General features: G+C 69.0%; 20 protein-coding genes. 7 read left to right on the forward strand and 13 right to left on the reverse strand.

The window, feature by feature from the left end; genetic code table 11:
• On the forward strand, positions 1-181 hold a 181-nt coding region (locus FHR96_RS12150; protein ID WP_425485676.1), incomplete at its 5' end, for a hypothetical protein.
• Here FHR96_RS12150 and uvrA read toward each other — a convergent pair.
• Positions 97-2,967, reverse strand: coding sequence for an excinuclease ABC subunit UvrA (gene uvrA / locus FHR96_RS12155; RefSeq protein ID WP_183387957.1), 2,871 nt, complete (start codon positions 2,965-2,967; stop codon positions 97-99). The two genes, FHR96_RS12150 and uvrA, sit on opposite strands and share 85 nt — an antisense overlap.
• 161 nt (positions 2,968-3,128) lie before the next feature.
• Here uvrA and FHR96_RS12160 point away from each other — a divergent pair, with 161 nt between their 5' ends.
• The 4 genes from FHR96_RS12160 to FHR96_RS12175 all read left to right on the forward strand — a co-directional run bounded on the left by FHR96_RS12160 (position 3,129) and on the right by FHR96_RS12175 (position 7,175).
• Positions 3,129-4,502 (forward strand): MFS transporter, encoded by a 1,374-nt coding sequence (locus FHR96_RS12160; RefSeq protein ID WP_183387958.1) that lies wholly within the window; start codon positions 3,129-3,131, stop codon positions 4,500-4,502.
• 310 nt (positions 4,503-4,812) lie between these two features.
• Positions 4,813-5,490 (forward strand): single-stranded DNA-binding protein, encoded by a 678-nt coding sequence (gene ssb / locus FHR96_RS12165; RefSeq protein WP_183387959.1) that lies wholly within the window; start codon positions 4,813-4,815, stop codon positions 5,488-5,490.
• A 30-nt stretch (positions 5,491-5,520) separates the two neighbouring features.
• Positions 5,521-6,414, forward strand: coding sequence for a sugar nucleotide-binding protein (locus FHR96_RS12170; RefSeq protein WP_183387960.1), 894 nt, complete (start codon positions 5,521-5,523; stop codon positions 6,412-6,414).
• Entirely contained in the window at positions 6,411-7,175 is a 765-nt protein-coding gene (locus FHR96_RS12175; RefSeq protein ID WP_183387961.1) for a lysophospholipid acyltransferase family protein, read from the forward strand. Before FHR96_RS12170 ends, FHR96_RS12175 begins: the two co-directional genes overlap by 4 nt.
• Before the next feature lie 153 nt (positions 7,176-7,328).
• Here FHR96_RS12175 and fabB read toward each other — a convergent pair whose 3' ends face one another.
• A complete protein-coding gene (gene fabB, locus FHR96_RS12180) occupies positions 7,329-8,543 on the reverse strand; it encodes a beta-ketoacyl-ACP synthase I (RefSeq protein ID WP_183387962.1) in 1,215 nt (404 codons plus the stop codon).
• Between the two features lie 13 nt (positions 8,544-8,556).
• Positions 8,557-9,072 (reverse strand): 3-hydroxyacyl-[acyl-carrier-protein] dehydratase FabA, encoded by a 516-nt coding sequence (gene fabA, locus FHR96_RS12185; protein WP_183387963.1) that lies wholly within the window; start codon positions 9,070-9,072, stop codon positions 8,557-8,559.
• A 231-nt stretch (positions 9,073-9,303) separates the two neighbouring features.
• On the opposite strand from fabA, the gene FHR96_RS12190 reads away from it, so the two are divergent.
• Complete coding sequence (locus tag FHR96_RS12190) at positions 9,304-11,181, forward strand: putative bifunctional diguanylate cyclase/phosphodiesterase (RefSeq protein WP_183387964.1); 1,878 nt, start codon at positions 9,304-9,306, stop codon at positions 11,179-11,181.
• Here FHR96_RS12190 and FHR96_RS12195 read toward each other — a convergent pair.
• The 9 genes from FHR96_RS12195 to FHR96_RS12235 form a co-directional block, all read right to left on the reverse strand.
• Positions 11,122-11,658 carry a DUF2878 family protein gene (locus FHR96_RS12195; RefSeq protein WP_183387965.1) on the reverse strand — a complete coding sequence of 179 codons (537 nt, stop codon included), beginning with the start codon at positions 11,656-11,658 and terminating at the stop codon, positions 11,122-11,124. The two genes, FHR96_RS12190 and FHR96_RS12195, sit on opposite strands and share 60 nt — an antisense overlap.
• The gene (locus FHR96_RS12200; RefSeq protein WP_183387966.1) at positions 11,655-12,920 is read right to left on the reverse strand and encodes a class I SAM-dependent methyltransferase; all 1,266 of its coding nucleotides are present in this window, start codon (positions 12,918-12,920) and stop codon (positions 11,655-11,657) included. Before FHR96_RS12200 ends, FHR96_RS12195 begins: the two co-directional genes overlap by 4 nt.
• On the reverse strand, positions 12,917-13,681 hold the full coding sequence (locus FHR96_RS12205) for a DUF1365 domain-containing protein (protein ID WP_183387967.1): 765 nt from the start codon (positions 13,679-13,681) through the stop codon (positions 12,917-12,919). Before FHR96_RS12205 ends, FHR96_RS12200 begins: the two co-directional genes overlap by 4 nt.
• A complete protein-coding gene (locus FHR96_RS12210) occupies positions 13,678-15,012 on the reverse strand; it encodes an NAD(P)/FAD-dependent oxidoreductase (protein WP_183387968.1) in 1,335 nt (444 codons plus the stop codon). The genes FHR96_RS12205 and FHR96_RS12210 overlap by 4 nt, the downstream gene beginning before the upstream one ends.
• Positions 15,009-15,803, reverse strand: a complete 795-nt coding sequence (locus tag FHR96_RS12215; RefSeq protein ID WP_183387969.1) for an SDR family NAD(P)-dependent oxidoreductase — start codon at positions 15,801-15,803, stop codon at positions 15,009-15,011. The genes FHR96_RS12210 and FHR96_RS12215 overlap by 4 nt, the downstream gene beginning before the upstream one ends.
• A 63-nt stretch (positions 15,804-15,866) precedes the next feature.
• Positions 15,867-16,310: a nuclear transport factor 2 family protein gene (locus tag FHR96_RS12220; protein ID WP_183387970.1), complete on the reverse strand. Its 444-nt coding sequence runs from the start codon at positions 16,308-16,310 to the stop codon at positions 15,867-15,869.
• Between the two features lie 90 nt (positions 16,311-16,400).
• On the reverse strand, positions 16,401-17,819 hold the full coding sequence (phrB, locus tag FHR96_RS12225) for a deoxyribodipyrimidine photo-lyase (RefSeq protein ID WP_183387971.1): 1,419 nt from the start codon (positions 17,817-17,819) through the stop codon (positions 16,401-16,403).
• 12 nt (positions 17,820-17,831) lie between these two features.
• Complete coding sequence (locus FHR96_RS12230) at positions 17,832-18,743, reverse strand: MerR family transcriptional regulator (protein ID WP_183387972.1); 912 nt, start codon at positions 18,741-18,743, stop codon at positions 17,832-17,834.
• A gap of 95 nt (positions 18,744-18,838) precedes the next feature.
• Positions 18,839-19,213: a sirohydrochlorin chelatase gene (locus tag FHR96_RS12235; RefSeq protein WP_183387973.1), complete on the reverse strand. Its 375-nt coding sequence runs from the start codon at positions 19,211-19,213 to the stop codon at positions 18,839-18,841.
• 132 nt (positions 19,214-19,345) lie between these two features.
• Here FHR96_RS12235 and FHR96_RS12240 point away from each other — a divergent pair, with 132 nt between their 5' ends.
• A complete protein-coding gene (locus FHR96_RS12240) occupies positions 19,346-20,251 on the forward strand; it encodes a TIGR01777 family oxidoreductase (RefSeq protein ID WP_183387974.1) in 906 nt (301 codons plus the stop codon).
• 107 nt (positions 20,252-20,358) lie between these two features.
• On the opposite strand, the gene rapA is transcribed toward FHR96_RS12240, so the two are convergent.
• Positions 20,359-23,298: an RNA polymerase-associated protein RapA gene (gene rapA / locus FHR96_RS12245; protein ID WP_183387975.1), complete on the reverse strand. Its 2,940-nt coding sequence runs from the start codon at positions 23,296-23,298 to the stop codon at positions 20,359-20,361.
• Positions 23,299-23,407 lie beyond the last annotated feature (109 nt).

A 23,407-nucleotide genomic window follows, 5' to 3' on the forward strand; every position in this document is an offset into this window, starting at 1 on the left:
CCAGCTTCCAGCTTCCAGCTTCCAGCTTCCAGCTTCCAGCTTCCAGCTTCCAGCTTCCAGCTTCCAGCTTCCAGCTTCCAGCTTCCAGCTTCCAGGTCAGCTCTCCGCCGTGCTCGCTGTGCGCGGCTCGGAGCCCGCGCCCTGCCGCTCCAGCAGCGGCTTCAGGAAGCGCCCGGTGTGAGAGGTCTCGTGCCTGGAGACCTGTTCCGGCGTGCCCTCGGCGATGATCCGGCCGCCGCCGGAGCCGCCCTCGGGGCCCAGGTCGATCAGCCAGTCGGCGGTCTTGATCACGTCGAGGTTGTGCTCGATGACCACGATGGTGTTGCCGTGGTCGCGCAGCCGGTGCAGCACGGTCAGCAGCTGGCGGATGTCCTCGAAGTGCAGGCCGGTGGTGGGCTCGTCGAGGATGTACAGGGTCTTGCCGGTGTCGCGCTTGGCCAGCTCGCGGGCCAGCTTGACGCGCTGCGCCTCGCCGCCGGACAAGGTGGTGGCGCTCTGGCCCAGGCGGATGTAGGACAGCCCCACGTCCATCAGCGTCTGCAGGCGACGGGCGATGGCCGGCACCGGGGCGAAGAACTCCAGCGCCTCCTCGACGGTCATCTCCAGGACCTCGTCGATGCCCTTGCCCTTGTACTGCACCTCCAGCGTTTCCCGGTTGTAGCGCTTGCCCTTGCAGACGTCGCAGGGCACGTAGATGTCGGGCAGGAAGTGCATCTCGACCTTGATCATGCCCTCGCCCTGGCAGGCCTCGCAGCGCCCGCCCTTGACGTTGAACGAGAAGCGGCCGGGCTTGTAGCCCCGGGAGCGCGCCTCCTGGGTGCCGGCGAACAGCTCGCGGATGGGCGTGAAGATGCCGGTGTAGGTGGCCGGGTTGGAGCGCGGCGTGCGGCCGATCGGGCTCTGGTCGATGTCGATCACCTTGTCCAGGTGCTCGAGGCCCTCGATCCTGTCGTGGGCCGCCGGGCTCAGCGCCGTGGCGCGGTTGAGTTCGCGGGCGGCGATCGGCATCAGCGTCGAGTTGATCAGCGTCGACTTGCCGGAACCGGAGACCCCGGTGACGCACACGAACAGCCCCAGCGGCAGGGTCAGGGTCACGTCCTGGAGATTGTTGCCCCGGGCGCCGCTGAGCACTACCTGCTTCTCGGGGTTGCCGGGAATCCGCCAGGGCGGCACCTCGATGCGTTTCTCGCCGGACAGATACTGGCCGGTCAGCGACTCGGGGCTGGCCATGATCTGCTCCGGAGTGCCCTCGGCGACCACCCGACCGCCGTGGACGCCGGCCCCGGGGCCGATGTCGAGCACGTGGTCGGCGGCGCGAATGGCGTCTTCATCGTGCTCCACCACGATCACGGTGTTGCCCAGATCGCGCAGGTGCTCGAGGGTCTTGAGCAGCCGGTCGTTGTCGCGCTGGTGCAGGCCGATGGAGGGCTCGTCGAGGATGTACATGACACCGACCAGGCCGGCGCCGATCTGGCTGGCCAGGCGGATGCGCTGTGCCTCGCCGCCGGACAGGGTCTCGGCGCTGCGTTCCAGGTTGAGGTAGTCGAGCCCGACGTTGACCAGGAACTCGAGGCGCGCGCGGATCTCGTTGAGGATCTTCTCGGCGATCTCGCCCTTGCGGCCCGGTAGTGCCAGGTCGTGGAAATACGCCAGTCCTTCGCCGATCGGCAGGCGCACCACGTCGGGCAGGGTGCGGTCGTCGATGTAGACATGGCGCGATTCCTTGCGCAGCCGCGAGCCGTGGCAGGTCGGGCACGGCTGGACGGCGATATGCCGGGCCAGCTCTTCGCGCACCGAGCTGGACTCGGTCTCCCGGTAGCGGCGCTGCATGTTGGGCAGCACGCCCTCGAAGGGATGTTCGCGGGTCACCTTGCGGCCGCGGTCGTTGACGTAATGGAAGGCGATGTCGTCGCTGCCGCTGCCGTGGAGGATGATCTCGCGCTCGTGGCGAGCCAGGTCCTGCCAGGGCGTCTCCAGGGTGAAGCGGTAGTGGTCCGCCACTGCCTGGAGCTGGTTGAAGTAGTAGACGCTGCGCCGGTCCCAGCCCTTGATCACGCCCTCGGCCAGCGACAGCTCGGGGTGGCTGATCAGCTTGTCGGGATCGAAGTACTGCTGCACGCCCAGGCCGTCGCAGCTCGAGCAGGCGCCTGCCGGATTGTTGAAGGAGAACATCCTGGGCTCGAGCTCGGCGATGGAATAGCCGCACACCGGGCAGGCGAAGCGCGACGAGAAGGCAAGGTCGTCGCGCTCACCGTCCATGAAGTGGATCACCGCGGTGCCGTCGGCCAGGCCGAGGGCGGTCTCGAAGGACTCGGCGAGGCGCTGGGCGAGGCCGTCGCGAACCTTGATGCGGTCCACCACCACGCTGATGTCGTGCTTCTTGTTCTTGTCGAGCGGGGCGATGTCGTCGAGTTCGAGCACCTGACCGTCGACCCGGGCGCGCACGAAGCCCTGGGCGCGCAGTTCGGCGAGCAGCTGCAGGTGCTCGCCCTTGCGCCCGCTGACCACCGGGGCCAGCAGCATCAGCTTGCTGCCTTCGGGCAGGGCCAGTACCTGGTCGACCATCTGCGAGATGGTCTGTGCCTCGAGGTCCTCGCCGTGTTCCGGGCAGCGTGGCGTGCCGGCGCGGGCGTAAAGCAGGCGCAGGTAGTCGTAGATCTCGGTGATGGTACCCACGGTGGAGCGCGGATTGTGGGACGTGGACTTCTGTTCGATAGAGATCGCCGGCGACAGTCCCTCGATATGGTCGACGTCGGGCTTCTCCATCATCGACAGGAACTGCCGCGCATAGGTGGACAGCGATTCCACGTAGCGCCGCTGGCCCTCGGCGTAGAGGGTGTCGAAGGCCAGTGAGGACTTGCCGGAGCCCGACAGTCCGGTGACCACGATCAGCCTGTCCCGGGGCAGCTCCACGTCGATCTGCTTGAGGTTGTGGGTGCGGGCACCCCTGACCAGAATCCTGTCCATTCCCACCTCGCGGGCCGCGGCAAAACGACAATTATACGGGGCCGGCCGCAACCGCGGCAAAGTCGTCCGGGGCGCGGCGTTTCCTGTGCCGCCGTGAAACGCTAGAATATGCGGTCCATCATCGGGCCTCGCGCCCACTCCCAGGAAATACCGGAATCTCTATGTCCAAGGCCAGATTGCTGTTAGCCGCCGAGCGGCGGGCCATCGTCGGTTTGGCGGGGCTCTATGCCACCCGCATGCTCGGCCTGTTCATGGTGTTGCCCGTGCTGGCCCTCAAGGCCGACGACCTGGTCGGCGCCACGCCGCTGCTGGTCGGCCTGGCGCTGGGTATCTATGGGCTGACCCAGGCCGTACTGCAGATCCCCTTCGGCCTGCTGTCCGACCGCATCGGCCGCAAGCCGGTGATCGCCGGCGGCCTGGTGCTGTTCCTGATCGGCAGCGTGGTGGCCGCCCAGGCCGACGGTATCGGCGGGGTGATCCTCGGCCGCTGTCTGCAGGGCAGCGGCGCCGTAGCCGCCGCCATCATGGCGCTGCTGGCGGATCAGACCCGCGAGCAGGTGCGTACCGCGGCCATGGCCACCATCGGCCTGTCGATCGGCGTGGCCTTTGCGGTAGCCATGGTGCTGGGGCCGCTGGTCTCGGCACACTTCGGGCTCGGCGGCGTGTTCTGGTTCACCGCCGGGCTCGCGGCGCTGGGGCTCGTCGTGCTGTGGAAGCTGGTGCCGCAGGCGCCGCAGCGCCGTGGCCATCGCGATGTCGGCCTGGACCGCGGCCAGTTGCGCAGTATCCTCGGTCGCCTCGACCTGTGGCGGCTGGACGCGTCGATCTTCGGCCTGCACCTGATCCTGATGGCGATCTTCGTTGCCGTGCCTTTCCGGCTGGTCGATGCCGGCATCGCCGAGCCTCACCATGGCCTGGTCTACCTGGCGGTCATGGGACTGTCCTTCGTGGCCATGGTGCCGCTGGTGATCGTCGCCGAGAAGCGGCGCAAGATGAAGCTGATGTGCCTGGGCGCCATCGCCGCCATCGTGGCAAGTCTGCTGGGGCTGGGCATCGCCGGCGACGGTTTGATGGCCTTGGTGGGCTGGCTGTTCGCCTTTTTCACGGCGTTCAACCTGCTCGAGGCGACCCTGCCGTCGATGATCAGCAAGCTTGCGCCGGCCGGCGCCAAGGGCACGGCCATGGGCCTGTACTCCACCAGCCAGTTCCTGGGCGCCTTCCTCGGCGGCGTGTTGGGCGGCTTCCTGTCCCAGCAATTTGGCCTGACCGCGGTGTTCCTCGGCGCGGCCGTGCTGGGCCTGGCCTGGTTCGTGCTGATGCTCGGCATGACCCCGCCGCGTCACCTGTCCAGCGAGGTAGTGGCGCTGGCCGAGGACCAGCAGGACGATGCCCTGGATACCCTGATGGCGCGCTTCGCCGCGGTGGCCGGGGTCGAGGACGTGTTGGTGGTGCCGGAGGAGCGGTTGGCCTACCTCAAGGTCGATCGTGCCCGGCTCGATAGCGAGGCGCTGTCGCGGCTGACCGGGTCTCGTTGACCCCGTCACGCTGACGGACTCGCGCCGGGAAGGTCCCGGCCCTCGGCGAGGATATCGCGACGGCGACGACCCACCGGGATCTCGCGTATAGTGGCGGGATCGGTTTTTCTCGATGCCGGGTCGGCCCGGCGCGAGCGTTCAGGAAGTGTTGAATCCAGCGGCGAGCAGCGCGCCACGACGCAGTTTGCATGCGCAGGCCGCCATTCAGTGCTTCCTTCACATTCATTCGGGCTTTCCGGGAGCCCAGGCCATACCGCCTGAGCGTGCTCCCGACGGCCAGCAGTCTTCTGCCAAGATCAAGGAGTCAACCATGGCCCGTGGCGTCAACAAGGTCATCCTCATCGGCAACCTCGGCCAGGACCCCGAGGTGCGTTTCACCCCGTCCGGCACCGCAGTGGCCAACCTCAACCTCGCCACCACCGACACCTGGACCGACCGCCAGAGCGGCCAGCGCCAGGAGCGCACCGAATGGCACCGGGTGGTGATGTTCAACAAGCTGGCCGAGATCTCCCAGCAGTACCTGCGCAAGGGCTCGCGCGTCTACGTCGAGGGGCGCCTGCAAACCCGCAAGTGGCAGGACCAGAACGGCCAGGACAAATACTCCACCGAGATCGTCGCCAACGACATGCAGATGCTCGACTCGCGCAGCGGCGGTGACATGGGCGGTGGCTTCGGCGGCCCGCAGCAGGGCGGCAACTATGGTCAACCCCAGGGCGGCCCGCAGCAGGGCGGCAACTATGGTCAACCCCAGGGCGGCCCGCAGCAGGGCGGCAACTATGGCCAATCCCAGGGCGGCCAGCAGCAGGGCGGCAACTTCGGCGGTCAGCAGCAGGGCGGCAACTTCGGTGGCCCGCAGCAGGGTGGCGGCCAGCCGCGCCCGGCGCCCCAGCCCGCGCCCAACCAGGGCGGTGGCCAGCAGCAGGGTGGCAACTTCGGAGCCCCGGATCCCGGCAGCTTCGACGACTTCGACGACGAGATCCCGTTCTGATCCTGCGCCGCCCCGTCACGAGGAGTTGCCGTGAAGCTGCTGATCCTGGATGCCGGCCACTGCCTGAGTCTTGCTCTGGCGCGGGAGGCCAATCGCCGCCGTGACGTGGAGCTGGTCATCGAGCCCGGGCTGGACCTGTCGGTCGAGCGGCTCGATGAGGTGCGCCCCGATGCGCTGGTGATTCCGCCGCTGTCGCGCCCGCTCAGTGCCGATCCGGCCGCCGTCACCGCCCATGCCGAGGCGGTGGAGGCCTGCATGGCGGCCTGTCGCGAGCGCGACGTGCCGATGGCCTGGTGCGTTTCCGACCAGCTCTACGAGGATGGCTTCGAAAGCCCGATCGACGAGCACGTCATACCGGCGCCCCGCGATGAGGGGCTGCGTCGCCTGGTGGCTACCGGCGACCGGATTCGCGGCGAACTCCCTCGCCATCTGATCGTGCGCCTGGGGCCGCTGTTCGCCCTGGAAGGCAGCCACGCCTGGCTTGGCGAGCTGCTCGATACCCTGGTCAGCGGTGGCGACCTGCGGGCCGAGGCCGACGTGATCTTCTGTCCGACCTCCGCCGACTCGGTCGCCATGGCGCTGATCGGCATCCTCCAGCAGCAGGGCTGCGGTGCTGGGGCCTGGGGCAGCTATCATCTGGCCGGCACCGAGCCGGTCAGCGCCTACACCTTCGTATCGATGGTGCGTACACAGCTGGCGACCCGGCTCGAGGGGCGCGGCGAGGAGATCGAGCTCGGCGGCGTCAAGGCGCTGAGTCACCATCACGACCAGCCGCTGCGTCGCGTGCTCAATTGCCGGCGAGTGCTCGACGTCTTCGGCGTCCACCAGAAGCCCTGGCGGCTCGAAGTGGGTCGCATGCTCGACATCTGGTGCCTGGCGCGCGACGACGACGCTCGCCCCGTCGAGGAGACCCGCGAGACATGAGCGTGATTCGCAGCATCATCTTCTACATCGGCTACTTCGTCGCCATGCTGGTGTGCGGCGTGCTGTTCCTGCCGCCTGCGCCGCTGTTGCCGCTGCGTTCGCGCTATCGCCTGCTCAATCTCTACAACCACTTCATCATCGCCTGGTTCCGGCTGGCCTGCGGGGTGCGCTACGAGATCCGCGGCCGCGAGCGGCTACCGGAAGGCCCCTGCGTGCTGCTCGCCAACCACCAGTGCGAGTGGGAGACCGTCTACCTGCAGTTGCTCAAGCCGCCGGTGTGCACGGTGCTCAAGAGGGAGCTGCTGAACATACCGATCTTCGGTTGGGGGCTGCGGCTGCTGCATCCCATCGCGCTGGACCGCTCCAAGCCCGCCAGGGCCATGAAGCAGGTGCTGACCCAGGGCAAGACCCGGCTCGAGGAGGGGCTCTCGGTGCTGATATTCCCGGAGGGCACCCGGGTCGAGCCCGGCAAGCGCCGGCGTTACAACAAGAGCGGCGCGGTCATCGCCTGTCGTGCCGGAAAGCCGGTGGTGCCGGTAGCGCACAACGCCGGGGAGCGTTGGCCGGGTCGCCACTGGGTCAAGCATCCCGGGCGGCTGACGCTGGTGGTGGGCGATCCGATCGAGACGGTTGGCCGCACTCCCGAGGAGGTTCTTGCCGAGACCGAAGCCTGGATCGAAGCGCGGCTGGCCGAAATCTCCGAGGTGCCCAGGCCGCGAGACGAGATGGCCAAGGAGCGCCAGGAGACGGCGGCGAGCTGACGACGGCCCGTCCCCTTCGGGAGCGCAGACCTGGGCTTCCGGGCGATATCGCGCAGCAGAACTGCGCTCCCGCAATGAAGGTCCCAATAAAAGAGGCGCCCCGCGGGGCGCCTCTTCGTTTTCCAGCGTCGCGTCGAGCGAGCCGATCAGCGATCAGTCGCGATACTTCTGCAGCACCAGGCAGGCGTTGGTGCCGCCGAAGCCGAAGCTGTTGGACAGCACGCGCTCGATGCTGGCGTCGCGGGTCTCGGTGACGATGTCGAAGCCGTCGGCCTGCTCGTCGAGCTGTTCCACGTTGGCGGAGGCGGCGATGAAGTCGTTCTCCATCATCAGCAGCGAGTAGATCGCTTCCTGCACGCCGGTGGCACCCAATGAGTGCCCGGTCAGCGACTTGGTGGAACTCATCGCCGGCGTGGAGTTGCCGAACACCTCGCGTATCGCCTTGAGTTCGGCGACGTCGCCCACCGGCGTGGAGGTGCCGTGGGTGTTGATGTAGTCGATGTCGCCGTCGACCGTGGCCATGGCCTGACGCATGCAGCGCACCGCGCCCTCGCCGGACGGCGCGACCATGTCGACGCCGTCGGAGGTGGCGCCGTAGCCGATCAGCTCGGCGTAGATCCTGGCGCCGCGGGCCTTGGCATGTTCCAGCTCCTCGAGTACCAGCATGCCGCCGCCGCCGGCGATGACGAAGCCGTCGCGGGCCTGGTCATAGGGGCGTGACGCCTTCTCCGGCGTCTCGTTGTAATGGGTCGACAGCGCGCCCATGGCGTCGAACAGGCAGGACAGTGTCCAGTGCTCCTCTTCGCCACCGCCGGCGAAGACCACGTCCTGCTTGCCGAGCTGGATCTGCTCCATGGCGCTGCCGATGCAGTGGGCCGAGGTGGCGCAGGCCGAGGAAATGGAGTAGTTGACGCCCTTGATCTTGAACGGCGTGGCCAGGCAGGCGGACACGGTGCTGCCCATGGTGCGGGTGACCCGATAGGGCCCCACGCGGCGCAGGCCCTTCTGGCGCATCACGTCGGCGGCCTCGACCTGGTTGGCGCTGGAGGCGCCGCCGGAGCCGGCGATCAGGCCGGTACGCTCGTTGGAGACCTGCTTCGGGGTGAGGCCTGAGTCCTCGACCGCCTGGGCCATGCTGACATAGGCGTAGGCCGCGGCATCGCCCATGAAGCGGCGCAGCTTGCGGTCGACCAGGGCGTCAAGATCGATATCGACGACCCCGGCTACCTGGCTGCGGAAGCCGAGCTCGGCGTATTCATCCTTGAAGCGAATGCCTGAGCGCCCGGTGCGCAGGGCGTCGAGAACCTGTGTTGCGTCGTTGCCCAGGCAGGACACGATGCCCAGGCCGGTGACTACCACTCGTCGCATGGGAGCCTCCTGATCAGAAATTCGCGGTGGAGGTGAACAGGCCGACCCGCAGGTCGTTGGCCTGATAGATGTCGCGGCCGTCCACGGACACGGTGCCGTCGGCGATGCCCAGGATCAGGCGCCGGGTGATGATGCGCTTGATGTTGATGCGATAGGTCACCTTCTCGGCATCCGGCAGGATCTGACCGCTGAACTTGACCTCGCCGCAGCCAAGGGCACGGCCGCGGCCGGGATGCCCCAGCCAGCCCAGGTAGAAGCCGACCAGCTGCCACATGGCATCGAGGCCCAGGCAGCCGGGCATCACCGGATCGCCGGGGAAGTGGCAATCGAAGAACCACAGGTCCGGGCGAATATCCAGCTCGGCGATCAGTTCGCCCTTGCCGTGTTCGCCACCCTCTTCATGGATGTGACTGATGCGGTCGAGCATCAGCATGTTGGGTGCCGGCAGTTGGGCGTTGCCGGGGCCGAACAGCTCGCCACGGCTGCATGCCAGCAGTGCTTCGCGATCAAAGGAATGTTGCTTGGTCACTGAATCGTTCCGAGTGTCGAGGTGATGGTATGCCGTGAGCGAACGGCATGCGGCCGCCCAGGCGGCCCCGCCTAGTCTACTGTTCGCGTCCCGCGAATGCACCCCAGGCAAGGCGTTGGACGCTTTCGGTCGCCAAGCGGGGTACAGTTCCGTAAGTATCGGCCGATATAAGGTCGACGGCGTCCCCCCGCGTGGGGGCATCATTCACGTTCACCAGCCGAGGCCGAAGCCATGTGGCCCGTCTTTTCGCTCAATCGCCCGCTGATGTGGGTCGCCCTGGCTGCCCTGTCGGCCAGCGTCTGGCTGCCTGACCTCGGGCTGCGGCTGGCTGCCGTGCTGATTGCGGCGGTAGGCCTGTGGGACGCCTGGCGACAGGTTCACCAGGAGCACCTGCGGGCGCGCCTGGGCCAGGAGGCGCTGACCCTGACCGAGGAGGGCGTGATCGTCACCGATGCGGCCAACCGCATCCTGGTGGTCAATCCGGCCTTCACCCAGATCACCGGCTACGAACAGGACGAGGTGAGCGGACTCAATGTGGCTTCCCTGGCCGCACCGCGTCACGACAAGGCGTTCTTCGAGCGCTACTGGCAGACCCTGCAAAGCACCGGGCGCTGGGAGGGCGAGATCTGGAACCGGCGCAAGCAGGGCGACGAGTATCCCGAATGGCTCAAGGTTCGGGCGGTGACCGACGACAACGGGCGGGTGCGCCACTATGTGTGTCTGTTCTCGGACATCTCCATGCGCAAGGCCCGCGAGCGCGACCTGCGCCGCATCGGCTTCGAGGATCCGCTCACCGGCCTGCCCAATCGGCGGCGACTTCATGACCTGCTGAGCTCGAGGCTGCGCCACCTGCTGGCTGGCGAGTGCCTGGACATGGCGATGATCGATATCGACGGCTTCAAGGAGGTCAATGACGGCCTCGGCGTCGAGCACGGCGACCGCCTGCTGGCGCGGGTCGGCGAGCGCCTGGCGCGCTACGTCGCCGGCGGCGTGGTGGGTCGATTGGGCGGCGACGAGTTCATGGTCATCCGTACCACCACCTTCGACGACCACGAACAGTGGGTGGCCAGCCTGCAGGCTCACCTGGGCGAGCCCTTCGAGCTCGATGGCCACTCCCTGCGCCTGGGGGTGACCGTCGGCAGCTGCCGGGCCCCCGAGGATGGCCGCGACTCGGGCGTGCTGTTCCAACGCCTGGAGTCGGCGCTGTACGCCGCCAAGCGCCACGGTCGCAATCACTGCATGCGTTTCCGGCCGGCGCTGGATGTCCAGGACAGCCCTCGCCTGGCGCTGGTCAACGAGCTGCGCAACGCGCTGGCCACCGGCGGGCAGCTGGAGCTTCACTACCAGCCCCAGTACCGCCTGGCCGACGATGGCCTGGCTGGCCTCGAGGCGTTGCTGCGCTGGCGACATCCGCGCGACGGCATGATCTCCCCGGGAGAGTTCATTCCCCTGGCCGAGCGTCATGGCCTGATGGCGTCGCTGGGCAACTGGGTGATCGACCAGGCGCTGGCGCAGCTCGCCCACTGGCGTCAGCAGTCGATGCTCGAGGTGCCGGTATGGATCAATATCTCGGCCATGCAGCTGTTCCAGGGCGACCTGGAGGCGGCGCTCGCCGCCGGCCTGGCGCGTCACGACGTGCCGGCCCGACTGTTGGGCCTCGAGCTGACCGAGTCGGTACTGCTCGACGAACGTGCCGGCGACGTGGCGCCGCGTCTCGAGGCGCTGCGCCAGCGTGGCCATCCGGTCGCCATCGACGACTTCGGCACCGGCTATTCCTCGCTCGGCTACCTCAAGCACCTGCCGCTGGACAAGCTCAAGCTCGATCGTGCCTTCGTGCGGGCGCTGCCCGACAACCGAGCCGACGCCGCCATCGTCGACGCGGTGCTGGCCATGGCCCGTGGGCTGGGCCTTGAAGTGGTGGCCGAGGGCGTGGAGACGCCCGCCCAGCGCGACTTCCTGCGCTCGATGGGCTGTGAGCTGGTGCAGGGCTTTCTCTACGACCGGCCGCTGACCGTGCACGACCTGGAGGCGCGCTGGCGTGAGCGCATGTCAGCCTCGCTGGGCGAATCCGCCGCGCCGGCCGAGACGATGGCTCAGCCACAGGCATAGCAGCGCCCAGCAAAGGGCTTCGGCGGCCAGCAGCCAGGGAGCGAGCGTGACGTCGGCGAGCTCGGCGCCGGCATAGTAGGATAGCGGCCCGCTGACGGCGCCGCCGGCCACTGCCAGCCAGGGGTGGCGCCACAGCCAGGCCAGCGAATGCTGCAGCAGGGTGGCGAACAGCGGCCACAGCAGCCACAGCCATAGCGGCAGGGGGCCTATCCACAGCGGCAGGGGCCCCGGGGCGAGCGGCTCCGCTGGAAAGCGGAAGCCGCCGGCCAGGGCCAGGCTGCCATCGATCGCCAGCCCCAACGCCGCGAAACCCGCCAGCCAGCGCCACTCTCCGGGAGCAGCCTGCCAGCGCAGGTGGGCCAGGAGAATCCCCGCCACGACCACCAGCCCCGCCAGGCTGCCGCCCAGCACGCAGGTCAGCCAGCCCAGCTGGAAGCCGGCCAGGTTGGCCAGCGCCCGCCAGATGCCCTGCGTCACACCGCCCCCGTGAGCGGTGCCGGCCGGGCGCCGGGCTTGGCCAGCAGCCACTGGCTGGTGCCGATGGTGCGCTCGAGGAAGCCTCCCTCGCAGTAGCACAGGTAGTAGCGCCACATGCGAATGAAGCGTTCGTCGTAGCCGAGCCGTCGCACGGTATCCAGGTTGGCCTCGAAGCGGTGCCGCCACTCGCGCAGGGTGCGGGCGTAGTGAAGACCGATCTCGTCCAGGCCCACCAGGTTCAGCGAGGTGCACCGGGCCAGGCCGTCGAGCAGCGCCCGGTGGGAGGGCAGGAAGCCGCCGGGGAAGATGTAGCGCTTGATGAAGTCCATCTCCCGCTTGGCGGCCTCGTAGCGCTGGTCGCGAATGGTGATGGCCTGCAGCATGGCCATGCCGTCGTCGGTCAGCAGCCGGTCCAGGGTGGTCAGGTAGGTCGCCAGGTACTGGTGGCCGACCGCCTCGATCATCTCCACCGAGATCAGCCGGTCGAAGCGGCCCTCGAGCTCGCGGTAGTCGCGCTTGAGCAGGGTGACGCGGTCCTCCAGGCCTTCCTCGGCCAGCCGCCGGGCGGTGTGGGCGTACTGCTCGTCGGAGATGGTGGTGGTGGTGACCCGACAGCCGCGGGTGCGGGCGGCATGGATGGCCAGCCCCCCCCAGCCGGTGCCGATCTCCAGCAGATGGTGATGAGGGCGCACGTCGAGGCGCTCGAGCATCAGCTCGAGCTTGTGGGTCGAGGCCTCCTCGAGGCTGGCATCGGCGTCGGGGAAGACGGCGCTGGAGTACATCCAGTGGCGGCGGTCGAGGAAGGTCGCGAACAGCTCGTTGCCGATGTCGTAGTGGGCGGCGATATTGCGCCGCGAGCCGTTCAGGCTGTTGCGCTGCAGCCGGTAGAGGGCGCCGAGCAGCCAGCGGCCGGCACCCGCCAGGCCGCCCTCCATCTCGCCGTTGACCCGCTCCAGGTTGGCGGCGAACAGCCGCACCAGGGCCACCGGATCATCGGCGTCCCAGTCGCCGTCCATATAGGCCTCGCCGGCGCCCACGGTGCCGCCCAGCGCCAGGCGCCGCCAGGCCCGCGAGTCGCGGACCACCAGGGTCACCGAGAGCGGGCCGCCGCGGCCCAGGCGATGGCGCTGGTGGCCCTCGATCAGGGTGATTTCGCCGCCTTCCAGCCGATCCAACTGGTTGATCAGGCGAGCCTTGAGCCAGCGCGTCAGTCGATCGCCCTCGGCCGGCAGTGGACGGGCGTTGGCGGTGCGTGTATTCACGGCGAACTCTCCTGATGGCGGGGATGATCGTGGACGGGGACGCGCTTGAGCCATAAACGCAGGGCCTCGAAGTGGATGCCGGCGACGGTCTTCAGCGCCATCGCCGGGTGGCGTGCCAGGGTGGCCAGCAGCACGCCGCGGGTGGCCGGGCGGGCTTCCAGGCTGAGGGTGGCGTCGAAATGGCGCTCGTCGTCTCGCCAGGTCTCCATGTGCAGGGTCAGGCGCTCGCCGGGCGTATCGAAGCGCCAGCGATAGCGCATGTCCATGGGATTGAACGGCGAGACGTGCATGGCCTTGTCGAACTCGGCGCGATGGCCGTGGCGGCGAGGCTCGACCCGGCAGGCGTAGGTGGTGCGCTCGCCCCAGGGCGTGTTGCTGACCTCGCCGAGCAGGGCGCGCAGCTCGCCCCGGGCGTCATAGGCGTAGTACAGCGACACCGGATTGAAGCCCACGCCCAGGGTCCGCAGCTGGGTGAGCAGGCAGATGCGTCCGTCAGGGGCGTCGCCCAGCAGCCGCGTCAGCTCGGCGCGCACGGCATCCTTGAGCGGCCTGTCGAAGGGCGCCAGGTAGTCCTCGCGGCGAAAGCGCGCCAGCGCCGGACGCCGGGCGCTGAATCCGGGTACGCCGTCGAACAGCTCCGGTAGCTCATCGAGGTCGAGCCAGGCCATCCATAGCCGGTAGCGAAAGGCATGGGCGCGAGGCAGGAAGCGGCGATGGCGCAGCCAGCCGCTATAGATGCGCGATCGCGGGGCGCGGATCATGCTGGCACCTCCGTGGCTGCACGGGCGGAGACGGGTGTGTCGGGATCGCAGCCCAGTGACCGGGCGACCCGCAGGGCGCTCCATACGCCGTCCTCATGGAAGCCGTTGCGCCAGTAGGCGCCACAGAAATGAGTCCGCAGGCCCGGTCCGGAGATCTCGGCGTGGCGATCCTGGGCGTTCATGCCGGCGAGGGTGAACTGCGGGTGGGCATAGGTGTAGCGGCCGAGCACCTTGGCCGGATCGATGCTGTCACTGTCGTTGAGGGTTACGCAGAAGGTATGCGGGGCCGTGATGCGCTGCAGGATGTTCATGTCATAGGTCACCGAGACCCGGGCGTCATCGCCGCGCCCGTCGAGCCGGTAGTTCCAGCTCGCCCAGGCGCGCCGGCGGCGGGGCAGCAGGCGAGTATCGGTGTGCAGCACCACCTCGTTGTCCTGGTACGGCAGGTCGCCCAGGATCGCTCGCTCGCCGGGGCTGGCATCGTCGAGCAATGCCAGGGCCTGGTCGGCGTGGCAGGCCATCACCACCTGGTCGAAGCGTTCCTCGCCGGCGGCACTGCGCAGGCGCACGCCGTCCGCCTCGCGACGCACGCCGTGGACCGGGGTGGCCAGCCGGATGCGTTCGGCGTAGGGGGCGGTGAGTGCCGGGATGTAGGCGCGCGAGCCGCCGACCAGGGTGTACCACTGGGGGCGCTCCTCGATCGACAGCAGCCCGTGGTGATGGAAGAAGCGCACGAAGAAGCGTGCCGGGAAGTCGCGCAGCTCGCCGATGCTGGCCGACCAGATTGCCGCGCCCATGGGCAGCAGGTAGCGCCGCTGGAAGACCTCACCGTAGCCGCCGGCCGCCAGGTAGTCGCCCAGCGTCAGATCTGCCGGCAGGCGCTCGCCGACCAGCGCCCGGGTGGCCTCGCGGTTGAAGCGCAGGATGTCGCGCAGCAGGCCGTGGAAACTCGGTCGCAGCAGGTTCGTCCACTGGGCGAACAGCCGCGGCAGGCTGTGGCCGTTGTATTCGAAGTCGCGCGCCGTCTCGTGCACCGAGAAGCTCATCTCGGTGGCTTGGCTGGCCACCCCAAGGGTATCCAGCAGGCGCTGGAAGTGGGGATAGGTCCAGTCGTTGAAGACGATGAAGCCGGTATCCACGGCATAGTCACGGCCGTCGACGGTGACATCCACGGTGGCGGTGTGGCCGCCGAGACGTGGGGCGGCCTCGAACAGCGTGACCTCGTGGCGGGCGGAGAGGTACCAGCCGGCCGCCATGCCGGCGATGCCGCTGCCGACCACCGCGATGCGCTGGCGGCGGTGGGGGGATGCGGGAGTGGCGAGCGACGTCATGACGAAGCCTCCGTAGCGGCGGGATCGCGGGCCAGGCGGCGGCCGAGGCGGAAGCGCAGCCCCGGCGGCAGGATGCCCAGCAGCTTCAGCACCAGGGTGAAGCGGCGCGGGAAATGAATGTCCAGGCGATGCGCCTCCAGGCCCTTGAGGATCGCCTCGGCGGCCGTCTCGACGTCGACGCGCATCGGCATCGGGAAGTCGTTGCGGTCGGTGAGGGGCGTCTTCACGAAACCGGGATGGATGATGCTGACATCGATACCCTCGCCGGCCAGGTCGAGGCGCAGTGACTCCAGGAAATGGCTGAGCGCCGCCTTGGAGGCGCCGTAGGCCTCGGCACGCGGCAGCGGCAGGTAGGCCGAGGCGCTGGAGGTGGCGGCCAGCAGCGGTCGGGCGCCCTGGGCTCGTGCCTGGCGCAGCAGCGGTAGCGCGGCCTCCACGCCATGGATGACGCCGAACAGGTTGGCCGAGAACACGCGGGAGAACAGCTCAGCATCGAAGTGCCTGGCGTCGAGGTACTCGCAGGTGCCGGCATTGAACAGCGCCAGATCGAGGCGGCCGAAGCGGGCGGCGATGCGATCGCCGGCGGTCAGCATGGCGCCGCGGTCGCCGACGTCCAGCGGCAGCAGCAGGGCGTTGTCGCGGTCGCCGGCCAGCGTTTGCAAGGCATCAAAGCGGCGGGCGCTGAGGGCGACCCGATGGCCCTGGTCGAGCAGTCGCGTCGCCAGGGCGCGGCCGATGCCGGAGGTGGCGCCGGTCAGCCATATGCAGCGGGGCGTGTGGGGTGCCGTCATCGTGCCTCCTCTCATCGTGGCGCATCCTCTCCCTGTGGATACGCGGGAGGTGGCGTATCGGTTTCAGCCTCCCGCGGCGTGGCGCTTCATCCAGCGCACCAGCGGACCCAGCAGCGGCAGGCGCTCGTAGAGCAGCTCGCCGGCGTCGAAGTAGTCCCGGTGGTGACTCACCCGCCCCGAGCCGTCGGCCGCGAAGACCAGTCTCGAGGCGCCCTCCACCGTGATTTCCCTGCCGCTCGATAGACGTCGGTGGGCGAGGTGCATCGTCCAGGTCACGAAGGCGATATCGCCTTGGCGCTGCTGCTCGTGAAAGACGAAGCGGCATGCCGTCACGTTCTCGTACAAGCCAGCGAAGTCGCGCTCCAGGGCCGCCAGGCCGTCGATGCGGTGCAATGGATCGACGAAGCTGACGTCTGGAGTATATATCTTGTACAGATTTTTTGTACATGATTTGTCTAGCTTGTTGTAGAAGGCGCAGAAGGCCTCCAGTGCCGGGTCCGGTGACATGACGTCCTCCTGGGCAGGCGACGAAGAAGAGCGGAGCGGGAATGGCTGGGAAAATGAGGTGCTGAGACGTGGCCGGGAGCGGCGCCCGCGTCAGGATGCGGGCGGCAGGTTCTTGAACGCGTCCAGCGCCCGGGCGCGGGCGGCCTTGTGGTCGACGATCGGCGCCGGATAGTCGACGCCGCTCAGCAGGTCGCTGCCCGGGGCGTGGCGGCCCTTGGGCGGAAGCTCGGCGAGCGCCGGCAGCCACTCGGCGAGGAAGCGGCCCTCCGGGTCGAAGCGCTGGGACTGAGTGGTGGGGTTGAAGATGCGGAAGTAGGGTGCGGCATCGGTGCCGGTGGAGGCGGCCCACTGCCAGCCGCCGTTGTTGGCGCCGAACTCGCCGTCGACCAGGTGGCGCAGGAAGAAGGCCTCGCCGCGGCGCCAGTCGATCAGCAGGTGCTTGGACAGGAACATGGCGGTGACCATGCGCAGCCGGTTGTGCATCCAGCCGGTGGCGACGAGCTGGCGCATGGCGGCGTCCACGATGGGATAGCCGGTGCGCCCCTCGCACCAGGCTCGGAAGCCGGCCTCGTCGTCTCGCCATGGCAGTGCCTCGGTGTGGCGCTGGAAGGCGCGATGGCGGCATACCCGCGGGAAGCCCGCGGCAATGTGTTGGTAGAACTCGCGCCAGATCAGCTCGCCGACCCAGGCGGTGAGGCCGGCGTCGCCGTCCGCCAGGGCGCCGTCGTTCTCGGCCAGTACCGCCTGCAGGCACTGTCGATGGGAGATCATGCCCAGTGCCAGATAGGGCGAGAGCTCGCTGGTGCCACGGATCGCCGGGAAGTCGCGCTGATCGTCGTAGTGGCGGCCGCGAAAGCGCAGGAAGCGCTCCAGGCGATCCGCGGCCGGGCCCTCGCCGGCGGGCCACAGGCGGCCGTCGATCGGCGCGTCTTCGAGCTCGGGCAGTTCGGGAATGGGCTCGGCGTCCAGCGTCAACGTGGCCTGGGGCGCCGGGGTATCCTGAAGCGCCAGGCGGTCGGCGGTGATCGCCTTGTGCCAGGCCTTGGCGAAGGGCGTGAAGACGCCATAGAAATCCCCCTTGCCGGTCAGCAGCTCGCCCGGAGCGAAGGCCACGGCGTCGCGATGGCCGTGGGCGGTCAGGCCTGCTTGTTCGAAGGCATCGATCACCGCGGCGTCGCGGCGTGCCTCGTCGAGGGGATACTCGCGATTGAAGTGCAGGGCCTCGGCGCCGAGTTCCCGGGCCAGGGCGAGCAGCGTCGCCGGGGCCTGGTCGAAGTGCTCGATGTCGCGATGCAGCAGGGGAATGTTGAGCCCTGCCAGCGCCTCTGACAGTGCCGCGACGCCGCGTCGCCAGAAGTCCAGCTTGTTGGCACCGTGGCCGTGCTCACGCCACTGGGGCACGCAGCGCAGGAAGACGCCGATTACCGGCCCGCGGCGGGCCGCGGCGGCCAGGGCGGTGTTGTCGTGGATGCGCAGGTCGCTGCGGAACCAGACCAGGGTCGGGGACATCGTCGTCTCCGTTCAGGCGGCTTGGGTCAGGGATGTCAGGCGCTTCATGGCGTGGGTCAGGTCGTCGCCGAGCACTTCCACGCCGGAGCCTTCAAGATCGCCCTGGCGGATGCGGGCGACCGGTCCGCAGAGGGTCAGCGGCACCTCGAGCTGCTCGGCCAGCCGCGGTAGCTGACGGCGCACCAGGTCGGCGCGTTCGGCGCGGCCGCTGGCCAGCAGCAGGGCCTGGGCATGGAAGCGCTCCACGGCGAGCGGCAGCTCCTGGGCCGGCAGGGGCGCGTCCAGCCACTGCACGCGATAGCCGCGATCGGCGGCGGCCAGGGCGGCGAGTAGCCCCCACAGCGGGCCATCGTCGGGCAGCGGCACGATCAGCAGCGTCGGCCCGCTGGCCAGGGCATTGGCGTGATAGAGGCGCGTGCCGATACGGGTGCGCAGGAAAGCCTCGAGGGCGCGGCGCTGAAGGTCGGCGCCCAGGCGATCGTCCCAACGTTCCTCCAGCTCGCGGAGCACCGGCTGCCACAGCTCGTCGAGGCAGGTGGCCACCGGATAGAGCGCCAATCCCTGGTTGAACAGCGCTTCCAGGCGTTCCAGGTCGAGCGCCTCCACGGCGGTGATCAACTGGTGACGCTGATTCTCCCAGTCGCCGGCAGCGGGGGGCGGCGCCTCCACGGCCTCGGGCTGCTCGAGGAGTTCGCGCACCTGGCTGACCGGCACGCCGCGATTGAGCCACTGCAGGATGCGCTCGACCCGGGCGATGTCATCCTTGGCGTAGAGACGATGGCCCTTGGGCGTGCGCTTGGGGCGGATCAGTCCGTAGCGACGCTCCCAGGCGCGCAGGGTCACGGCGTTGACGCCGGTCAGGCGCGAGACTTCGCGGATCGGATAGAGCGGCGCATCGGCCGGGTGGTTCGCCTGATCGCTCATGCGCGTCTCTGCCTCGGTGGTGGAGTCGGTGACGGAAAGAAGGGCGTTCAGTCGATAATTTTGTACAAAATCCGAGCGATGTACAACACGTCGCCTCACCCAGGCTCTCCGGCCCGCTCGGCGATCACGGCTGCCAGGGCCTCGACGAAGGCCGGATGTTCGCCCACTGGCGGCAGCAGGGTCAGGTTCAGGCCGGGGTGGACCTCGCCGAGGGCGGCGACCTGGCCGGGAACGTCGCGCCGCAGATGACGACCGGCGGCGAAGAACAGCGGCAGGATCTCGGCGCGGGTGATGCCCTCGGCGGCCAGCTCCGCTACGGTGTCCTCCAGAGAGGGGGCGCAGATTTCCATGTAGGCCAGTCGCAGCGGCGTGGATAGCCGTTCGGCCAGTTGTTCGGCCAGGCGCTCGAAGGGGGCGCGCCAGTTCGGATCGCTGGAGCCATGGGCCATCAGGATGAGGGCGTTGGGCATAGCGGGAATTCTCCTGATTGCGGGGCGCCGGCCGCGGAGCGTGGCCCTGCAGCGGCGCGAGTTTACCGCTAGACTAGCAGAGGTGTACAACAGCTGTATAACACCCATGCATCGCGTGACAGGGAGAATCATATGCGCGTGCTGATCACTGGCGGCAGTGGTTTCGTCGGCCAGGCGCTGTGTCGCCGGCTCGTCGAAGCGGGACATCGGGTCCAGGTGGTGTCTCGGGACCCGGCACAGGCCCGGATACGGTTGCCCGAGGGGATCGATGTCCGGCGCTCGGCGCTGGACTTCGTCGATGCGCCGCCGAAGGCGCTGGTCAACCTGGCCGGCGAGCCGATCGCCGGCAAGCGCTGGAGCGATGCCCAGAAGGAGCGCCTGCTCGACTCCCGGCTCAATGCCACCCGCGAGCTGGTGCAGCTCAGCGAGCAGCTCAAGGCGACCCAGGGATCTGCCCCGTCGGTGATGGTCTCCGCCTCGGCCATGGGCTACTACGGCGACCAGGGCGAGGCGCCGGTCACCGAGGAGACGCCGCCACACGACGAGTTCGCCCATCGGCTGTGCCAGCGCTGGGAGGAGGCCGCCCGCGATGTCACGGCCCACGGGACTCGACTGGCGATCCTGCGCCTGGGGCTGGTGCTGGACGCCGGCGGTGGCGTCCTGCAGCGCATGCTGCCGCCCTTTCGCCTGGGCCTGGGCGGGCGCTTCGGCGACGGTCGCCAGTACATGCCCTGGGTGCATCGCCAGGACCTGGTGAGCGCCATCCTGTTTCTCATCGAGCGCGACGATCTCGACGGGGCCTTCAACGGCAGCGCCCCGCACCCGGTCACCAATGCCGTCTTCACGAGGCTGCTGGCGCGCCATCTGCATCGCCCGGCGCTGCTGCCGGTGCCTGGCCGGGCGCTGGAGATCGCCTTCGGCGAGATGTCGCGGCTGCTGCTGACCGGCGCCGACATGCGCCCGGCACGCCTGGAGGAGGCCGGTTTCGTGTTCCGCTTTCCGACACTGGAAGAGGCCCTGACCGATATTCTCGGCTAGGGAAACGCTGATTTATTGCTGCTCCTGAAACGACGAGCCCCCGCCGGCAGCGTGCCGGCGGGGGCTCTTGGTTGGACGCGGCGACCGGGCTCGTCCGGTCGGATCGCCTAGCGGGTGTTCTCGTCGATGGTGACGATCACGCGCACCGCGTCCAGCCGCAGCCGGGTGCCCTCGATGGCGGCGTCCAGCGCGGCGCGCTCCTCGCGCAGTGCCGTCAGCTCGTCCTCGCGCACCGCGGGGTTGCGCCGGGCCAGGGCCTCCAGGCGGGTCAGCTCGGCGTCCAGCGCCTCGCGCATGCGCGTCTGGGCCGCCTCGACGATGCTCGGCAGTTCCCGCTCGGCCTCGGCCTCGGCGCGGTCGAGCAGCTCGCGGAGCTGGTCGTGGCGGCTCTTGATCAGGTCGCGGGCCACCGCCTTCTTGACCTTCTGCAGGTTCTTGGAGAGCCCGGTGAAGGAGACCTTGGCGGTCAGGTTGGCGCCGGACTCGTCGAGCAGCACGCGCACCGCGGTGGGCGGCAGGAAGCGGTTGAGGTGCAACCGCTTGGGCGCCGGGCAGTGGGTGCGGAACACCAGCTCGGTCATTAGCCGGCCGCCGGGGATGGAGGGATGCTTGAGCAGCGCCAGCGCGGTGTTGCCCATGGTGCCGTCGAGGATCCGCCCCATCATCTCGCGGGTCAGCGGGTGTTCCCAGGACAGGTGCTGGACGTCGTCCCGGGCCAGGGCGCGTTGCCGCGAGAAGGTCGCCGAGAAACCGTCCTCGCCCTTCACCAGCCCCGGCAGGCCGTCGAGCATCTGCGGGCCGGGCACCAGGTGCTGGATGTCGCCGCCCAGATCCCTGGCGTCGACGCCGAAGATGTCCAGCGCCTGGTCGATATAGCGGCGCAGGGCGCGATCCTCATCCAGCTCGCGGATTGCCGCAATGGTGGCCTCGGCACGCTGCGGCCGGCAGGCGTTGAGCTCGAGCAGGCGGTTGCGCCCGGCGTCGCGCTCGGCCAGGCGGCGGTCGAACAGCTCGCGGGTCTCGGTGATCACCTCGTCCAGGCTCTCGGCGTCGAGCAGCGCGTCGGCCAGGGCGTCGCCGAAGGCCTCGTAGAGCTCGCCGCCCAGGCCGTGGGGCGCGCTGAAGGCGTCCATGCCCTCCTGGTACCAGCGCAGCAGCTGCTCGCCGGGGCTGCCGGCGAACACCGGCACGTGCAGCTCGATGGCGTGGCGCTGGCCGATGCGGTCGAGTCGCCCGATGCGCTGCTCGAGCTGATCCGGATGCAGCGGCAGGTCGAACATCACCAGGTGACGGCAGAACTGGAAGTTACGGCCCTCCGAGCCGATTTCCGAGCACACCAGCACCTGGCAGCCGTCCTCGGCATCGGCGAAGGCCGCCGCGGCGCGGTCGCGCTCGACCAGGGTGAGGTCCTCGTGGAACACCGGGGCGTGCACGCCGCCCAGTACCCGCAGGCCGTCGGCCAGGCCCTGGGCGGTCTCGCGGTCGTGGGCGATGACCAGGATCTTGTCGTCGCCGAGCTCGGTGAGGCGCTCCAGCAGCCAGGTCACGCGCGGGTCAAACTGCCACCAGGGCTCGGCATTGAGCGGGTCGTCGGCCAGCGCCTGGTACATGGTGTCCAGGTAGATCAGCACTTCAGGATGGTCGAGGCCGGTCTCGATCAGCAGTTCGTCGAGGTAGTCCTCGTCACGGGCCAGGCGGCGCAGCACGCGGCGATAGGCGGAAGGCGGCTCGAGTCGTTCGACGTGCAGGCGTCGCTCGGGGAAGCCGCCGACGTGGCGGCGGCTGTTGCGGAACATTACCCGGCCGGTGCCGTGGCGATCGAGCAACTGGTCGCGCAGTTGGTCGCGGGCCGAGGCGCGCTGGGCCTCGTCGCTTTCGGCGTCGGCCAGGGTGCCGAGCAGCGCCGCGCTGTCGGGATCGTCGCTGACGGCGGCTACCGCGTCGCGCGCGGCGGCGTCACCGGGCAGGCGCTCCAGGGCCTCGATGGCGGTAGCCACTTCGACGTAGTGGCGCTCCTCCTCCTGGAAGGCCCCCAGGCTGTGGTAGCGGTCCGGATCGAGCAGGCGCAGCCGCGCGAAGTGGCTCTCCTGGCCCATCTGCTCGGGGGTGGCGGTGAGCAGCAGCACCCCGCTGGCGGCGCCGGCCAGGCGCTCGACGCAGGCGTAGCCGGGGCCGACCTCGTCGCCGTTCTCGCGCCACTCCAGGTGGTGTGCCTCGTCGACGATCAGCAGGTCCCAGTCGCCGGCCTCGGCCTGGGCCTGACGGTGGGGGTTGGCGAACAGCCAGTCCTGGCTGGCCAGCACCAGCTGGCCGGTCTCGAAGGGATTGCCGTCGCCCTGGGCCTGGCTCTGCTGCTCGTCGAGCAGGGTGACCTCCAGCGAGAAGCGGCGCAGCAGCTCCACCAGCCATTGGTGGGTGAGGCTGGCCGGCACCAGGATCAGCGCCCGCTCGGCGCGGCCGCTGAGCAGCAGGCGGTGCAGTATCAGGCCGGCCTCGATGGTCTTGCCCAGGCCGACCTCGTCGGCCAGCAGCACCCTGGGCGCCTGACGGCGGGCGACTTCGTCGGCGATGTAGAGCTGGTGCGGAATCAGATCGATGCGCGGCCCGGCCAGTCCCAGCGCCGGGCTCTGCTCGGTGCGGTGGTGATGGTGCAGGGTGCGGAAGCGCAGGTCGAACCAGTCGTTGCGGTCGACCTGGCCGGTCAGCAGACGGTCGCGCGCCTGGTCGAACTGCATGGTGTCGGCCAGCCGGGCCTCGGGGAGCTCGCGAACCTCGCCCTGGTCGTCCTCGCCGATGTAGACGATCAGGCCGCCGGCTTCCTTGCTGTCGTCGACGGTCATCTGCCAGCCCTCGGCGCACTGGATGCGGTCGCCGCTGCCGAAGACCACCCGGGTGAGGGGGGCGTGCTGACTGCTGTAGGTGCGGGTTTCCTGGCTGGCGCCGAAGAGGACGGTGACGCTGCGTGGGTCGCAGTTGAGGATGGTACCCAGGCCGAGTTCGGCCTCGCCATCGCTGATCCAGCGCTGGCCGGGAGAGAAGTCGCTCATGGTGCCTCGGGGATGCTAGGGATCGGTACTCGCGCCGCTGGCCACGCCCGGCCTTCGGCGACAGGGCGCGGTATCTTACAGCAATCCCCGGCGCGGCTTAAGAGCCTCC

Source organism: Halomonas organivorans (genome assembly GCF_014192055.1).
GTDB lineage: Bacteria > Pseudomonadota > Gammaproteobacteria > Pseudomonadales > Halomonadaceae > Halomonas > Halomonas organivorans.

Bases quoted from the DNA above. Each gene is read 5' to 3' on its own strand.
- uvrA (WP_183387957.1), bottom strand. From the start codon at position 2,967: ATGGACAGGATTCTGGTCAGGGGTGCCCGCACCCACAACCTCAAGCAG.
- FHR96_RS12160 (WP_183387958.1), top strand. From the start codon at position 3,129: ATGTCCAAGGCCAGATTGCTGTTAGCCGCCGAGCGGCGGGCCATCGTC.
- ssb (WP_183387959.1), top strand. From the start codon at position 4,813: ATGGCCCGTGGCGTCAACAAGGTCATCCTCATCGGCAACCTCGGCCAG.
- FHR96_RS12175 (WP_183387961.1), top strand. From the start codon at position 6,411: ATGAGCGTGATTCGCAGCATCATCTTCTACATCGGCTACTTCGTCGCC.
- fabB (WP_183387962.1), bottom strand. From the start codon at position 8,543: ATGCGACGAGTGGTAGTCACCGGCCTGGGCATCGTGTCCTGCCTGGGC.
- FHR96_RS12190 (WP_183387964.1), top strand. From the start codon at position 9,304: ATGTGGCCCGTCTTTTCGCTCAATCGCCCGCTGATGTGGGTCGCCCTG.
- FHR96_RS12205 (WP_183387967.1), bottom strand. From the start codon at position 13,681: ATGATCCGCGCCCCGCGATCGCGCATCTATAGCGGCTGGCTGCGCCAT.
- FHR96_RS12210 (WP_183387968.1), bottom strand. From the start codon at position 15,012: ATGACGTCGCTCGCCACTCCCGCATCCCCCCACCGCCGCCAGCGCATC.
- FHR96_RS12215 (WP_183387969.1), bottom strand. From the start codon at position 15,803: ATGACGGCACCCCACACGCCCCGCTGCATATGGCTGACCGGCGCCACC.
- FHR96_RS12220 (WP_183387970.1), bottom strand. From the start codon at position 16,310: ATGTCACCGGACCCGGCACTGGAGGCCTTCTGCGCCTTCTACAACAAG.
- phrB (WP_183387971.1), bottom strand. From the start codon at position 17,819: ATGTCCCCGACCCTGGTCTGGTTCCGCAGCGACCTGCGCATCCACGAC.
- FHR96_RS12230 (WP_183387972.1), bottom strand. From the start codon at position 18,743: ATGAGCGATCAGGCGAACCACCCGGCCGATGCGCCGCTCTATCCGATC.
- FHR96_RS12235 (WP_183387973.1), bottom strand. From the start codon at position 19,213: ATGCCCAACGCCCTCATCCTGATGGCCCATGGCTCCAGCGATCCGAAC.
- FHR96_RS12240 (WP_183387974.1), top strand. From the start codon at position 19,346: ATGCGCGTGCTGATCACTGGCGGCAGTGGTTTCGTCGGCCAGGCGCTG.
- rapA (WP_183387975.1), bottom strand. From the start codon at position 23,298: ATGAGCGACTTCTCTCCCGGCCAGCGCTGGATCAGCGATGGCGAGGCC.